The sequence below is a fragment of the Pseudomonas sp. S3(2024) genome (assembly GCF_036861315.1).
GTDB lineage: Bacteria > Pseudomonadota > Gammaproteobacteria > Pseudomonadales > Pseudomonadaceae > Aquipseudomonas > Aquipseudomonas putida_A.
In genome coordinates this window covers 365,737-379,664 of record NZ_JAZAQQ010000001.1, presented here as the reverse complement: position 1 = coordinate 379,664, position 13,928 = coordinate 365,737, and the positions used below count along the sequence as shown (strand labels likewise).

At 60.5% G+C, this 13,928-nt stretch carries 12 protein-coding genes; 3 read left to right on the top strand and 9 right to left on the bottom strand.

The annotated features are described in order from the left end of the window. Positions 1-141 precede the first annotated feature (141 nt). Genes emhC through emhA form a run of 3 tightly spaced genes read right to left on the bottom strand, consistent with a single transcriptional unit; the run spans position 142 to position 5,906 of the window. A complete protein-coding gene (gene emhC, locus VLA07_RS01800; protein ID WP_027614404.1) occupies positions 142-1,602 on the bottom strand; it encodes an efflux RND transporter outer membrane subunit EmhC in 1,461 nt (486 codons plus the stop codon). Continuing rightward, a complete protein-coding gene (gene emhB / locus VLA07_RS01795) occupies positions 1,599-4,748 on the bottom strand; it encodes an efflux RND transporter permease subunit EmhB (protein WP_027614405.1) in 3,150 nt (1,049 codons plus the stop codon). The genes emhC and emhB overlap by 4 nt, the downstream gene beginning before the upstream one ends. Positions 4,749-4,751: 3 nt before the next feature. Next, entirely contained in the window at positions 4,752-5,906 is a 1,155-nt protein-coding gene (gene emhA, locus VLA07_RS01790; RefSeq protein WP_027614406.1) for an efflux RND transporter periplasmic adaptor subunit EmhA, read from the bottom strand. A gap of 267 nt (positions 5,907-6,173) precedes the next feature. Between emhA and emhR the strand changes: the two genes are divergently transcribed. Then, a complete protein-coding gene (emhR, locus tag VLA07_RS01785; RefSeq protein ID WP_027614407.1) occupies positions 6,174-6,806 on the top strand; it encodes an efflux system transcriptional repressor EmhR in 633 nt (210 codons plus the stop codon). Between the two features lie 365 nt (positions 6,807-7,171). Here the strand turns inward: emhR and VLA07_RS01780 are convergent, their stop codons facing one another. The 4 genes from VLA07_RS01780 to VLA07_RS01765 form a co-directional block, all read right to left on the bottom strand. Next, entirely contained in the window at positions 7,172-7,621 is a 450-nt protein-coding gene (locus tag VLA07_RS01780) for a hypothetical protein (RefSeq protein ID WP_103369021.1), read from the bottom strand. A 158-nt stretch (positions 7,622-7,779) separates the two neighbouring features. After that, on the bottom strand, positions 7,780-8,829 hold the full coding sequence (locus VLA07_RS01775) for an alkene reductase (RefSeq protein WP_096797051.1): 1,050 nt from the start codon (positions 8,827-8,829) through the stop codon (positions 7,780-7,782). A 30-nt stretch (positions 8,830-8,859) separates the two neighbouring features. Continuing rightward, the gene (locus tag VLA07_RS01770; protein WP_003222434.1) at positions 8,860-10,026 is read right to left on the bottom strand and encodes an MFS transporter; all 1,167 of its coding nucleotides are present in this window, start codon (positions 10,024-10,026) and stop codon (positions 8,860-8,862) included. A 5-nt stretch (positions 10,027-10,031) separates the two neighbouring features. Continuing rightward, positions 10,032-10,352 carry an ArsR/SmtB family transcription factor gene (locus VLA07_RS01765; RefSeq protein WP_003222436.1) on the bottom strand — a complete coding sequence of 107 codons (321 nt, stop codon included), beginning with the start codon at positions 10,350-10,352 and terminating at the stop codon, positions 10,032-10,034. Between the two features lie 169 nt (positions 10,353-10,521). Here VLA07_RS01765 and VLA07_RS01760 point away from each other — a divergent pair, with 169 nt between their 5' ends. Further along, positions 10,522-11,100 carry an acyl carrier protein phosphodiesterase gene (locus tag VLA07_RS01760; protein WP_115988055.1) on the top strand — a complete coding sequence of 193 codons (579 nt, stop codon included), beginning with the start codon at positions 10,522-10,524 and terminating at the stop codon, positions 11,098-11,100. A 110-nt stretch (positions 11,101-11,210) separates the two neighbouring features. On the opposite strand, the gene VLA07_RS01755 is transcribed toward VLA07_RS01760, so the two are convergent. Then, a complete protein-coding gene (locus VLA07_RS01755) occupies positions 11,211-12,005 on the bottom strand; it encodes a lysophospholipid acyltransferase family protein (protein ID WP_333988315.1) in 795 nt (264 codons plus the stop codon). Beyond that, positions 12,005-12,760 (bottom strand): L-ornithine N(alpha)-acyltransferase, encoded by a 756-nt coding sequence (olsB, locus tag VLA07_RS01750; RefSeq protein ID WP_007963187.1) that lies wholly within the window; start codon positions 12,758-12,760, stop codon positions 12,005-12,007. The genes VLA07_RS01755 and olsB overlap by 1 nt, the downstream gene beginning before the upstream one ends. Before the next feature lie 153 nt (positions 12,761-12,913). Between olsB and VLA07_RS01745 the strand changes: the two genes are divergently transcribed. Next, the gene (locus tag VLA07_RS01745) at positions 12,914-13,792 is read left to right on the top strand and encodes an acyl-CoA dehydrogenase family protein (RefSeq protein ID WP_027614413.1); all 879 of its coding nucleotides are present in this window, start codon (positions 12,914-12,916) and stop codon (positions 13,790-13,792) included. Positions 13,793-13,928: the final 136 nt, after the last annotated feature.

Here is a 13,928-nt window from a genome sequence, read left to right as displayed (position 1 = left end):
GCGAGCAGGCTCACTCCTACAATTGGAATGCGTTCCCCTGTAGGAGTGAGCCTGCTCGCGATAGCGCCATTCCAGACAACACATTTGTTTCAGGCAACAAAAAGCCCGCCAAATGGCGGGCTCCTTGTGTTCACCGGATGATCAGAACAGCTTCATCTTCGGTGCTTCTTCTTTCAGCGGTTCGTTCTGCGCGGTCTGCGCATTCCAGCCACCACCCAGGGCCTTGTACAGGTTGACCGCACTGGTCAGCTGCGCGAGGCGGTCGGTGATCAGTGCCTGTTGCGCACTGAACAACTGACGCTGGGCGTCGAGGAAGGTCAGGTTGCTGTCGACACCGATGCGGTAACGACGCTCGGCCAGGCGGTAGTAATCCTGGTTGGCCGCGACGAAGTCACGCTGCGCTTGCAGCTGCTCGGTGTAGGTCTGGCGCGCGGCCAGGCCGTCGGCGACTTCCTGGAAGGCGGTTTGAATTGACTTCTCGTAGTTCGCCACGCCAATGTCCTTCTGGATCTTGGCATAGTCGAGGCTGGCGCGCAGGCTGCCGGCGTTGAAGATCGGCAGGTTGATCTGCGGTTGGAACAGCCAGGTCCCCGAACCGCCCTTGAACAGACCGGACAGGTCCGGGCTCAGGCTGCCCGCGTTGGCGGTCAGGCTGATGCTCGGGAAGAACGCTGCACGGGCGGCGCCGATGTTGGCGTTGGCCGCTTTCAGGTTGTACTCGGCCTGGAGGATGTCCGGACGACGCTGCAGCAGGTCCGAAGGCAGACCGGCCGGTACGTCGCTGAGCAGATCATCCGACAGCGGTTTGGCCGCTTGCAGATTGGCCGGGATGCCGGTGCCGAGCAGCAGCGTCAGGCTGTTTTCGTCCTGAGCCACCTGACGGGTGTACTTGGCCAATTGCGCCCGGGCGTTTTCCACCGAGGTGCGCGACTGCGCCAGGTCCAGCGCCGAGGCCACACCGACTTCGTTGCTGCGGCTGGTCAGCTTGTAGCTTTCTTCAAAGGCACCGAGGGTGTCTTGCGTCAGCTTGAGCAGCTCCTTGTCGGCCTGCCAGGTCATGTAAGCGTTGGCGACACTGGCCACCAGACTGATCTGCGTGCTGCGGCGCGCTTCTTCGGTGGCGAAGTATTGTTGCAGCGCTTGTTCGCTCAGGCTGCGCACCCGACCGAACAGGTCGAGTTCGTAGGCGCTGATGCCGACGGTCGCGGTGTAGGAACTGCTGATGTTCGCTTCACCGGTCTGCGAGGCACGGGCCGGAACCCGCTGACGGCTGCCGCTGGCATTGGCCGAAACCGCCGGGAACAGGTCGGCACGCTGGATGCGGTATTGAGCCGCATAGGCGTCGATGTTCAGCGCCGCGACACGCAGGTCGCGGTTGTTTTCCAGTGATACCTGGATCAGCTGTTGCAGGGCCGGGTCATGGAAAAACTGCTTCCAGCCCTGTTCGGCAGCGGCTTGCGCCGGCGCCTGGGCCGGCGAGTACGCCGGCCCCTGCGGGTACTGGCCCGCGACCGGTGCTTCAGGCTGCTGATAATCGGGGATCAGCGAGCAACCGCTCAGCACGAAGGCGGCGACTGCGATGGAGAGTAGCGACTTGCTCATTGGCCAGCCTCTTTAGGAGTTTCAGTCGTCTCGTCCGGGTCGGCGATTTTACGCTGGCCGATGGACGAAACCGTGACGAAGAACAGTGGGACCCAGAAGATCGCCAGGATCGTGGCCGTGAGCATACCGCCAATCACGCCAGTACCGATCGCGTGCTGGCTACCCGAACCGGCACCGGTGGAGATCGCCAGCGGTACTACACCGAGGACGAACGCCAGCGAGGTCATGATGATCGGTCGCAGACGCATGCGGCACGCTTCGATCGCCGCATCGCGCAGACTGCGCCCTTGTTCATGCAGCTCCTTGGCGAACTCGACGATCAGAATGGCGTTTTTAGCCGCAAGACCGATGGTCGTCAACAGGCCCACCTGGAAGTACACGTCGTTGGACAGCCCGCGCAGGCTGGTGGCCATCAGCGCACCGATGATCCCCAGCGGTACCACGAGCATGACCGCGATCGGAATCGACCAGCTTTCATACAACGCCGCCAGACACAGGAACACCATCAGCAGCGACAGGGCGTACAGCGCTGGCGCTTGCGAGCCCGACAGACGTTCCTCGTAGGACAGACCGGTCCAGGAGATACCGACACCGGCCGGCAGCTTCTTGGCAATCGCTTCGACTTCGGCCATCGCTTCACCGGTGGAGTAACCCGGCGCCGGAGAACCGAGCACTTCCATCGCTTCGACGCCGTTGTAACGGGCCAGTTTCGGCGAACCGTAGATCCACTCGCCCTTGGCGAACGCGGAGAACGGCACCATGGTCCCGGCGCTGTTGCGCACGTACCACTTTTTCAGGTCTTCAGGGCTCATGCGCGCACCGGCCTGACCTTGCACATACACCTTCTTCACCCGACCACGGTCGATGAAGTCGTTGACGTAGCTACTACCGAAGGAGATCGACAGGGTGCTGTTGATGTCGGAGAGGCTCAGACCCAGGGCCTGGGCTTTCTCATCGTCGATTTCCAGATGGTATTGCGGCTCGTCGTTCAGACCGTTCGGACGCACCTGGTAGAGCACCTTGCTCTGCGCGGCCATGCCGAGGAACTGGTTACGGGCTTCCATCAGTTTTTCGTGACCGATGCCGGCGCGGTCCTGCAGGAACACGTCGAAACCGGTGGCGTTACCCAATTCCAGTACCGCAGGCGGGGCGAACGCAAACACCATCGCATCGCGGAAACTGAAGAAGTGTTGCTGCGCCCGCTGTGCCAGGGCAAACACGCTGTTGCCCGAATCACGCTCGTGCCACGGCTTGAGCATGATGAACGCCAGACCCGAGCTCTGACCACGACCGGCAAAGTTGAAGCCGTTCACGGTGAACACCGAGGACACCGCACCCGCTTCTTTATCCAGCAGGTAGGTACGCATCTCGTCGATCACGACTTGAGTACGTTCCGCACTGGAACCGGCCGGGGTTTGCACCTGGGCGAACAGTACGCCCTGGTCTTCTTCCGGCAGGAACGCGGTTGGAATGCGGGTGAACAGCCAGATCATGCCGACGACGATCAGCAGGTACGCCAGCAGGTACGGGGCTTTGCGCGACAGCATGTTGCCGACACCGCGCTCATAACTTCTGACACCGCGATCGAAATTGCGGTTGAACCAGCCGAAGAAACCTTTTTTCGGCGTGCCGTGGTCACCCTTGGCAATCGGCTTGAGCATGGTCGCGCAGAGTGCCGGGGTGAAGATCAGTGCAACCATTACCGACAGGGCCATGGCCGAGACGATGGTGATCGAGAACTGCTTGTAGATCACACCGGTGGAACCGCTGAAGAACGCCATCGGCAGCAGTACCGCCGACAGCACCAGGGCGATACCGACCAGGGCACCCTGGATCTGACCCATCGACTTCTTGGTCGCTTCCTTCGGTGACAGGCCTTCTTCGGCCATCACCCGCTCGACGTTTTCCACCACGACGATGGCGTCGTCCACCAGCAAGCCGATGGCCAGCACCATACCGAACATGGTCAGGGTGTTGATGCTGAAACCGGCGGCGGCGAGGATGCCGAACGTACCGAGCAATACCACCGGCACGGTCATCGTGGTGATGACGGTGGCGCGGAAGTTCTGCAGGAACAGGAACATCACCAGGAACACCAGCACGATCGCTTCGACCAGGGTTTCAACCACACCCTTGATCGACTCGGTCACGACCGGAGTGGTGTCATACGGGAACACCACTTCCATGCCTTGCGGGAAGAACGGCTTGAGGTCGTCAATCGTCTTGCGCAGCGCTTTGGCGGTGTCGAGGGCGTTGGCGCCGTTGGCCAGTTTTACCGCCAGACCGGACGCCGGGCTGCCGTTGAACTGCGCAGAAATACTCGAGTTTTCACCACCCAGACCGACGTCGGCCACGTCGCCGACACGGACCTGGGAGCCGTCCTGATTGACCTTCAGCAGGATCGCCTTGAACTGCTCGGCAGTCTGCAGACGGGTCTTGCCGATGATCGTAGCGTTCAGTTGCTGGCCAGGCAGCGCCGGCAAACCGCCGAGCTGACCGGAAGACACCTGGACGTTCTGCGCCGAGATCGCGGCGCTGACATCAGACGGCGTCAGGTTGTACTTGTTCAGCTTGGCCGGATCGAGCCAGATGCGCATCGCGTACTGGGCACCGAAGACCTGGAAGTCACCGACACCGGCGGTCCGCGAGATCGGGTCCTGCATGTTCGACACGATGTAGTTGGACAGGTCGTCCTTGGTCATGCTGCCGTCACGCGACACCACGCCGATCACCAGCAGGAAGTTCTTCACTGCCTTGGTCACGCGGATACCCTGTTGCTGCACTTCCTGCGGCAGCAGCGGGGTGGCCAGGTTCAGCTTGTTCTGAACCTGAACCTGCGCGGTGTCGGAGTTGGTGCCTTGCTCGAAGGTCGCGGTGATGGTCATGCTGCCGTCGGAGTTACTTTCCGAGGACACATAACGCAGGTTGTCGATACCGTTGAGCTGCTGCTCGATCACCTGGACCACGGTGTCCTGCACGGTTTGCGCCGAAGCGCCCGGGTAGGTCACGGAGATCGCGATGGCCGGCGGTGCAATGCTCGGGTACTGGTTGATTGGCAATTTCAGGATCGATAGTGCCCCGACCAACATGATCACCAGGGCAATTACCCAGGCGAAAATCGGACGGTCGATAAAAAATTTCGACATGAGTTACTCCCCTTTGCCGCCAGCGGCTTTGTCAGCTGCTTGAGCGGGGGCCGGGTTCTTGGCTACGTTGGTCGCTTCGGTCGGGTTGACCTGAGCACCTGGGCGAACGTATTGCAGGCCTTCGGTGATCAGACGATCGCCGGCTTTCAGGCCATCTTCGATCAGCCACTGGCTGCCAACGGTACGGCTGGCCTTGAGCTGACGCAGTTCAACCTTGTTATCCGGGCCGACGACCAGTGCGGTCGGAGTGCCCTTGAGGTCACGGGTCACGCCTTGTTGCGGCGCCAGAATGGCCGCGGCGTTGACCCCGGCCTGCAACTGGGCGCGGACGAACATGCCTGGCAACAGGGTGTGATCCGGGTTCGGGAACACGGCGCGCAGGGTCACGGAACCGGTAGTCGGATCAACCGATACTTCGGAGAATTCCAGCTTACCGTCGAGCTTGTATTGGCTGCCGTCCTCAAGGGTCAACTTGACCGCTGCCGAGTTGTCGCCGGCCTTCTGCAGGCGACCGCTTTCCAGCTCGCGGCGCAGTTCCAGCAGCTCAACCGAGGACTGGGTAACGTCGACGTAGATCGGGTCCAGTTGCTGGATCGTCGCCATCGCGTCGGCCTGACCATTGCTGACCAGTGCGCCTTCGGTCACCGAAGAACGGCCGATACGGCCGGAGATCGGCGCGTAGACCTTGGTGTATTTCACGTTGATCTGCGCACTCTGCAACGACGCTTCCGATTCCATGCGATTGGCCACGGCGGTGTCGTATTCCTGGCGGCTCACGGCCTGCTCGTCGACCAGTTGCTTGTAGCGGTCGGAGATCGACTTGGTCGAACGCAGGTTGGCTTCGGCGCTTTTCAGGGTCGCTTCATAGACTGCCGGATCGATCTGATACAGCTGCTGGCCGGCTTTGACGTCGCCGCCTTCCTTGAACAGACGTTTGAGAATGATGCCGTTGACCTGTGGTCGAACTTCAGCGATGCGGTACGCACTGGTGCGCCCCGGCAGTTCCGACGTGAGGGTGAACGCTTGTGGTTGCAGGGTGACGACGCCGACCTGAGGAGGCGGAGCGGCTGGGGCCGCTTCTTCCTTTTTACATCCGCTGAGCAGCGATGCCAGGGCGACGGCAGTGACCAGAGCGGTAACAGCTGGCTTGAATTGCATGAAGATCCTCGGGTCAGGCGCGCACATTGCGCACAAGAAGTGTGAAAGGGTAAAAAAATCGGGTCGAGTGGATAAGTAGCTTGCTAAGGAATATACTTACGTTCATGGTTGTTTGTAAATAGCTTGGCGTCGTACCCACCCTGTTACAAAATGCGTCGCAAGGTTTGAAATTGTAGGCCGGGGAGCCGATTCGTGAGAGATCAGCCCCCTCTTTATTCAGCGGATATTCAGCCATCCCTGAAACATCCTGTTTGAGGTTTTACTGCCATGGTCCGTCGTACCAAAGAGGAAGCTCAGGAAACGCGCAGCCAGATTCTCGAAGCGGCCGAGAAAGCGTTTTATGAAAGGGGCGTGGCCCGCACGACCCTGGCGGATATCGCGACGATGGCCGGCGTTACGCGCGGTGCCATCTATTGGCATTTCAGCAACAAGGCCGATCTGGTGCAGGCGATGCTCGACAGCCTGCATGAACCGCTGGATGAATTGGCCAAGGCCAGCGAGAGCGAGGACGAACTCGACCCGTTGGGGTGCATGCGCAAGCTGTTGATCCATCTGTTTCATCAGGTAGCCCTGGATCCGAAGACCCGTCGCATCAACGAGATTCTGTTTCATAAGTGCGAATTCACCGATGAAATGTGCGATCTGCGCCAGCAGCGCCGCACGGCCAGTCTCGATTGCAACCTGCGCATCGGTCTGACCCTGCGTAATGCGGTCAATCGCGGCCAGTTGCCGGAAGATCTCGACACTGCCCGGGCGGCCATCAGCATTCATGCGTATATCGATGGCCTCCTGTATGGATGGCTGTTGGCGCCGGACAGCTTTCAATTGCATGCCGAAGCCGAGCGCTGGGTCGATACAGGACTGGATATGCTGCGCCTGAGCCCCAGCCTGCGCAAATGAAACAAAATGCGTAATTGAATCTATCCGTGTCAAGACTTGAAGCGGGGGAAATGTCCCTGCTTCAAGTCTTTTTGTAATGGGTGCTTTTATATACGTACGTTGGCCAGGTTGATAGGTAGCGAGCTACGTATTTTGTAGGGGTTTTGTGTCGACTGTGTGAATGAATGTTAACGACTCGGGCTAAAAGGGCGCCGAGCAGCCGATACGCACCAACCGATCCGTTTCGTTTCTGAGTTCCCTTTGCCCGATCCTCACCACCAGGCTGCGTTACTTCCGATGGTCTTGAGCCACGGCCTTGAGTTTGCTCGCGCCTTTATAATGTCAGCATTGTCCGTACCGTTACTGCATGAGCAGTAAACTCTCTATCAGGCCGATGGCGTCATGAATGCGATCATCTTATAGCTGTAAGGGTAAACCGGGTTTTCATTTTCCAATGCCGCGCCGCAGGTGATGGGTTCGGCGCCAATAGAGAAAGCATTGGTATCCCAGAAGAGTTCGACCTTTGGAGGCCGGTGCCCCGCCATTTGTCGGTAGCAATAACTGAGCGTAGTGTCGAATTGTACTTTCTGTTTGTAGTTGGTGTAGCAGACGTAAGTGCTGAATACCTCCTTTTTGATATCGTAATCAATAACGATGTCCTGCTTCAGATGAGGATCTCCTTCAAACATCATGAAGACGGTCTGGTAGGGGAGGATCTTGTCGATACGCGTCAGGGGTGGGTGCTTTGCAGAGGAATCCTCAAGCCAGAAAGTAGAGTCCGTGGCATTGGTGATTTGCAGAAGGAATGTAAGTTTGTTTGGATCTATATCATTCATTTTTATATAACCTTGCTTGATTAAGTTGGTGGGTTGTAATTGATGAGTTGCTGGGCGGAGCTTAGGTTTATATTGTTCTGATGGCGAATCTTTAAATGTATGAAAATAAAAAAGCCCCGCCTCTTTCGAGGCGGGGCTTACTTGTTAGTTGTTGTTGTTTACAGCGTTGGATAATCGATATAACCGACCGGGCCTTTCGCGTAGAACAACTCAGGACGTGCGTCATTCAGCGGTGCGTCGGCCTTCAGGCGTGCCGGCAGATCCGGGTTGGCAATGAACGGTACGCCGAACGCTACCGCGTCAGCCTTGCCTTCAGCCAGCCACGCATTGGCGCTGTCCTTGGTGAAGCGTTCGTTGGCGATGTACGCGCCGCCGAAAGCTTCTTTCAGCTGTGGGCCGAGGCTGTCGGCGCCTTCTTTCTCGCGGGAGCAGATGAAGGCGATGCCGCGCTTGCCCAGCTCGCGAGCCACATAAGTGAAGGTCTCGGCCAGATTGTCGTCGCCCATGTCATGGGAATCGGCGCGGGGTGCCAAGTGCACGCCGACACGGCCGGCGCCCCAGACGTCGATCGCTGCGTCAGTCACTTCCAGCAGGAGACGCGCACGGTTTTCCAGGGAGCCACCGTAGTTGTCGGTGCGCTGGTTGGTGCTGCTTTGCAGGAACTGGTCGAGCAGGTAGCCGTTGGCGCCGTGGATTTCCACGCCGTCGAAACCGGCGGCTTTGGCGTTTTCGGCACCGGTGCGGTAGGCCTCGACGATCTCGGCGATTTCAGCGGTTTCCAGAGCTCGCGGGGTCGGATAGTCGGCCAATGGACGCACCAGGCTGACGTGACCTTTAGGCTGGATGGCGCTCGGCGCGACCGGGGTTTCGCCGTTGAGGTACGACGGATGCGAGATGCGGCCGACGTGCCACAGTTGCAGGACGATCTTGCCGCCGGCAGCGTGCACGGCTTTGGTCACGTTGGTCCAGCCGCGCACCTGGTCGTTGGACCAGATGCCCGGGGTGTCCGGGTAGCCGACGCCCATCGGCGTCACCGAAGTGGCTTCGGACAGGATCAGGCCAGCCGACGCGCGCTGTACGTAGTATTCAGCCATCAGCGCGTTCGGCACGCGGCCTTCGTCGGCGCGGCAGCGGGTCAGCGGAGCCATGATGATGCGGTTGGACAGCTCAAGGTCGCCCAGTTTGATCGGATCGAAAATAGTTGCCATGTGTACAACCCTCGTCAGTGAAGTGGTTAATCAGTGGGTAGCAGGGGCCAGGCCGGCATCGCCGTTCTGACGGAAAGTGATCAGGGTCACCAGCAGCGCGAGCACGGCCAGCGCGGCGGCGGCCAGGGGCACGCTGGTCAGGCCGAAACCGTGGGCGATGACGCTGCCACCGACCCAGGCGCCCAGGGCGTTGCCGATGTTGAAAGCGCCGATGTTCAGGGTCGACACCAGGTTCGGTGCGGCCTTGCCGAAGGTCACCACGTTGACTTGCAGCGCCGGGACGGCGGCAAACGAAGCGGTGGCCCAGAGGAACAGGGTGATCTCCGTCGGGATCAGCGCGACGCTGGTCCAGCTCAGCACGGTGGAAACCACCGCCATCGCCACGAACACGCCGATCAGGGTCGCGCCGAGACGCTTGTCCGCCAGCTTGCCGCCGATGATGTTGCCCACCGTCAGACCGAGGCCGATCAGCAGCAGGGTCCAGGTCACGCCTTTTGGCGAGACACCGGTGACATCACCGAGCAGCGGCGCGACATAGGTGAAGAGGGTGAACATCGACGCGGCGAACAGCGCGGTCATGCTCAGCGACAGCCAGATGCCGGCGCCTTTGAGGGCGGCGAGTTCGGCGCGCATGTCGAGTTTTTCCTCGTCACGTTTGGCCGGCAGGAAGCGGATCAGACCGATCAGCGCCACTACACCAATCACGGTCACCGCCCAGAAGGTCGAGCGCCAGCCGGCTTCCTGGCCCAGCGCCGTGCCCAGCGGTACACCGAGCACGTTGGCCAGGGTTAGCCCGGTGAACATCAGCGCCACGGCCGATGCGCGTTTGTTCGGCGCGACCAGCCCGGCGGCTACCACAGAACCGATACCGAAGAACGCACCATGGCACAGCGCCGTGACGACACGGGCAAACATCAGCACGTTGTAGTCACTGGCGATGGCACACAGCAGGTTACCGACGATGAAAATGCCCATCAGCGCTACCAGTGCGGCCTTGCGCGGCAGTCTGGCAGTGGCCAGTGCCATGAACGGCGCACCGATGGCCACGCCCAGGGCGTAACCGGTCACCAGCCAGCCGGCGCCGGGAATCGACACACCGAGGTCGGCCGCCACATCGGGCAGCAGGCCCATGATGACGAACTCGGTGGTGCCGATGGCGAAGGCGCTCAAGGCCAGAATGAGTAGCGAGAGGGGCATTTGAATCAATTCCTTGTGGGAGCGCTGAGCTCTTTGACGATGGCGTCGAGGAACGCCTGGATCACGTCCTCGTTGCGTTTGAAGAAGTGCCACTGGCCGGCTTTCTGGCTGCTGATCAGACCTGCGCGTTGCAGGGTCGCCAGATGGGCGGAGACGGTCGACTGCGACAGGCCGCAGCGTTGATCGATCTGCCCGGCGCAGATGCCGTACTCGTGGTTGTGTATCTGCTCAGGAAACTGGGCTTTGGGGTCTTTCAGCCAGATGAGAATGTCTCGCCGTACTGGGTGTGCCAGGGCTTTTATTATTTCGTCGAGGTCGAGGTTCATGGCTTTATGCTCGTGATGTGTAGCGCTATATCGCGATGAGGCGAACTTTAAATCGGTATTTCGCGATATACCAATATGAATTTGATCTGACGACCGCATAAATCGGTATATCGGGTTATAACGATACGTGTGCTGTAACGATGAAAGCGCGCAGTGCTAAGCTGCGCCCATGAACTATCTCGCACATTTACACCTCGGAGGCCAGCACCCCGAGCAATTACTCGGCAGTCTGTATGGCGATTTCGTCAAAGGACGCCTGCAAGGGCAATTTGCACCCCAGATTGAAGCGGCGATTCAGTTGCATCGGCGGATTGATGTGTTCACCGATCGCCATCCGTTGGTGGACATCGCCCTCGGGCGTTTCACCGAGACCCGGCGGCGTTACGCGGGGATTGTCCTCGATGTGTTTTTCGACCATTGCCTGGCCCGCGACTGGACGCTGTACGCCGATCAACCGCTGCAGCAGTTCACCCGTGACGTGTACCGGGTGCTGTCGAATGAGCGGCAATTGCCCGAACGCCTGGCGAAAATCGCGCCGCACATGGTTGCCAATGACTGGCTGGGTTCGTATCAAGAGTTTGAAGTGTTGGAGCAGGTGCTGCGCGGGATCTCCCGCCGCCTGACCCGGCCTGAGGAGCTGGCGGGGGCGATGCAGGAATTACGGCGCTTGTATGAACCGCTGAGTGAGGATTTCCGCTTGTTCTATCCGCAGCTTCAAGAATTTGCACAAACGTCGGCAACGCAGTAACCCCCTGTGGGAGCGGGCTCGCTCGCGAATGCGGTAGGTCATTCAACATGTGCATTGGCTGAACCACCGCTTTCGCGAGCAAGCCCGCTCCCACAGGGGGGATCTGTGTTTCAGGCAGCGATCAATTCGCCGGCGCGACGCGGTTCGGCCGCTTTGGCGATATCACCAAACAACGCCTTCTGCACCGCCTGCTGCGCTTCGAACGCCAGCGCCGCACGTTCGCGGCCCTGACAGGCGATCGGCTTGAGCAGATGCACTTCGACATCGCCGCAGTCGTGGCTGAACAGACGCATCAGATGCGACAGCAGATCATCGTCACCAATGAACGGCGCCAGCGCGTCGATTTCGCCATTGCGCAGATAACGGATCGCCACCGGTTGCAGCATCACCTCCGAATCAATCGCCGCCGACAGCAGGCGACCATGAAAGGTGCGCAGCGAGCGGCCATCGGTGGTGGTGCCTTCCGGGAACATCAGCAACGGATGTTGCGTTTGCAGGTGACGGGTCATCTGTTTGCGGATCAACTGGCTGTCACCCGAACCGCGACGGATGAACAGACTGCCGGCCTTCGCCGCCAGCCAGCCGGCCACCGGCCAAGTGCGTACTTCGGCCTTGGACAGAAACGACAGCGGCGTGAGCATGCCCAGCAGCGGAATGTCAGTCCATGACACATGATTGCTGACCCACAGCATCGGCTGCTTCGGCAGGTCGCCGTGCACGGTCACGCGAAAGGGCAGGGCATTGCTCAAACGCGCCATGAAAAACCGCGACCAGCGCTGCCGACGTTGCATCGAGTGCGCCAGGCCCAGACGTTCGAACACGCCGAAGACGCTGGCCATGGTCAAGCCCAGCGCCACCACCAGCAGCACCCGCGTGATCCGCGCGTACACGCGCAACCGGCTCATCACACGGCCGCCTTGAAGTGCTTGGCGTAGCGTGGGCAGAGTTCGTCGCGCTTGAGCAGGATGAACACGTCGGCGACCTGGAAGTCTTCGTCCCAGCACGGCTCGCCGCAGATCTTCGCACCCAGGCGCATGTAGGCCTTGAGCAGCGGTGGCATTTCGGCGATCACGTTCGATGGAATATCCAGCGACGGCAGGGGATTCTTCGGCTCGGCGCGCAGGTGTTCGGTGCACAGATAACGCTCGCGCAGACGCTGCATGATCGCGTGGGCCTGCACGCCGCCATCCTGCATCGGAATGCTCGCGCAACCCATCAGGTAGCTGTAGCCGCCCTGATTCAACACTTCGGCCAGTTCACCCCAGAGCACGGCGATGGTGCCGCCGTTGCGGTAGGCCGGGTCGACGCAGGTGCGGCCGATTTCGAGGATCGGGCCTTGCAGATGGGCGAGGCCATGCAGACTGAATTCTTCTTCGCTGTAGAACTTGCCCAGGCTGCTGGCGGCGGTGTGATCGAGCAAACGGGTGGTGGCGACCAGACGCCCGGTGTTCAGGTCACGCACGCCGATGTGGCTGCAGTGAACATCATAGTCATCCATGTCCAGACCCAGTTCCGCGCCTTTCAGCTTGGCGTTGAACTCGCCGCTGAATACGCTGAAGCGCAAGGCCTGGGCTTGCTGCAAGGCCTCGGCGCCGATCAGGCGTTCGGCTTGCAGGCGGCGTTCATTGCCGGTGTCGCTGATGCGGGCGATCTGAGTCATTTGAATCTCCGTACGGGCCTTGAACCCGTCGTGGGTTGCAGCCGATCGACTTTCTTTATGCAGCCATGTTGTGCAAAGTCAGGCTATGTAGCCCCGGTGTCATCACCGTGAACGTTTGGTGATGCTTGTATGACAGCCCTCAAGGAGCCTCTTATGCCCTGGCCCAGCCTGCTCGAAAGCCATGAACGCCTGCCCGCCGTGACTGATCTGGCGGAAGGTTTCGCTACCTTGCTGCATCAATTGGGCAACGTGACGCCGTTCGAACTGGCGGTGGCCGGAGGGCGGCGCATGGCGACGCCGGGGCTGGCGTTTCTGGTGGGGTATCAGGCGGCGTTGCGCATGCTCTGGCCGAGCGCGCCGCCGAGTCTTGGCGCGTTGTGTGCGACCGAGCAGCGCAGCCTGCGCCCGGCGGACATGCAGACGCGCCTGACGGATTTGCGCCTCAACGGGCGAAAGGATTTCGTCACCGCCGGGGACGCGGCGGACTGGCTGCTCGTCGCCGCGCGCAGTGAAGAACCCGGCGAAACGCCGCGCCTGAGTCTGGCGGTGGTCTATCCCGGCGAACCCGGCGTGCGTGTGGAAAAACTCCCAGCGCTGCCGCTGATGCCGGACATCAGTCACGGTCGGCTGCATCTGGACGGCGCGTTGTGCGAATTGCTCGCGGGCGATGGCTGGGACGCTTATGTGAAGCCGTTTCGTAGCCTGGAAGATGTCTATGTGCTGAGCGCGATGACCGCGTGGCTGTACGGTGTCGGTCAGGACAGCGGCTGGTCGCAGCCGCTGCTGTTGCGCTTGCTGGCGCTGTTGGCCGGGTGCGCGGAAGCGAGTCGCCAGCCACCGAACAACCCGGCCGGGCATGTGCTGTTGGGCGGTTTGTTTGCGCAGTTTGATGCGCTGAAGGGCGAGATCGATCAGGCGTTGGCCGAGGGTAGTCCGGAGTGGGCGCAGATGTGGCAGCGTGATCAGGGAGTGATGCAGTTGGCGGCCGGCGCGCGGGCCAAACGCTTGGCCAAGGCTTTGGCGGTGGGCTGACTGGCCTCTTCGCGAGCAAGCCCGCTCCCACCCTTGGAATGCGTTTCAAATGTGGGAGCGGGCTTGCTCGCGAAGGCGGCGGCAAAAACACCACACATCTGTCATGTGGCAAGACTACCCTCAGCAGGTTCTCCCC

Coding starts and splice junctions, on each gene's coding strand:
- emhC (WP_027614404.1), bottom strand. CDS start 1,602: ATGAGCAAGTCGCTACTCTCCATCGCAGTCGCCGCCTTCGTGCTGAGC.
- emhB (WP_027614405.1), bottom strand. CDS start 4,748: ATGTCGAAATTTTTTATCGACCGTCCGATTTTCGCCTGGGTAATTGCC.
- emhA (WP_027614406.1), bottom strand. CDS start 5,906: ATGCAATTCAAGCCAGCTGTTACCGCTCTGGTCACTGCCGTCGCCCTG.
- emhR (WP_027614407.1), top strand. CDS start 6,174: ATGGTCCGTCGTACCAAAGAGGAAGCTCAGGAAACGCGCAGCCAGATT.
- VLA07_RS01780 (WP_103369021.1), bottom strand. CDS start 7,621: ATGAATGATATAGATCCAAACAAACTTACATTCCTTCTGCAAATCACC.
- VLA07_RS01775 (WP_096797051.1), bottom strand. CDS start 8,829: ATGGCAACTATTTTCGATCCGATCAAACTGGGCGACCTTGAGCTGTCC.
- VLA07_RS01770 (WP_003222434.1), bottom strand. CDS start 10,026: ATGCCCCTCTCGCTACTCATTCTGGCCTTGAGCGCCTTCGCCATCGGC.
- VLA07_RS01765 (WP_003222436.1), bottom strand. CDS start 10,352: ATGAACCTCGACCTCGACGAAATAATAAAAGCCCTGGCACACCCAGTA.
- VLA07_RS01760 (WP_115988055.1), top strand. CDS start 10,522: ATGAACTATCTCGCACATTTACACCTCGGAGGCCAGCACCCCGAGCAA.
- VLA07_RS01755 (WP_333988315.1), bottom strand. CDS start 12,005: ATGAGCCGGTTGCGCGTGTACGCGCGGATCACGCGGGTGCTGCTGGTG.
- olsB (WP_007963187.1), bottom strand. CDS start 12,760: ATGACTCAGATCGCCCGCATCAGCGACACCGGCAATGAACGCCGCCTG.
- VLA07_RS01745 (WP_027614413.1), top strand. CDS start 12,914: ATGCCCTGGCCCAGCCTGCTCGAAAGCCATGAACGCCTGCCCGCCGTG.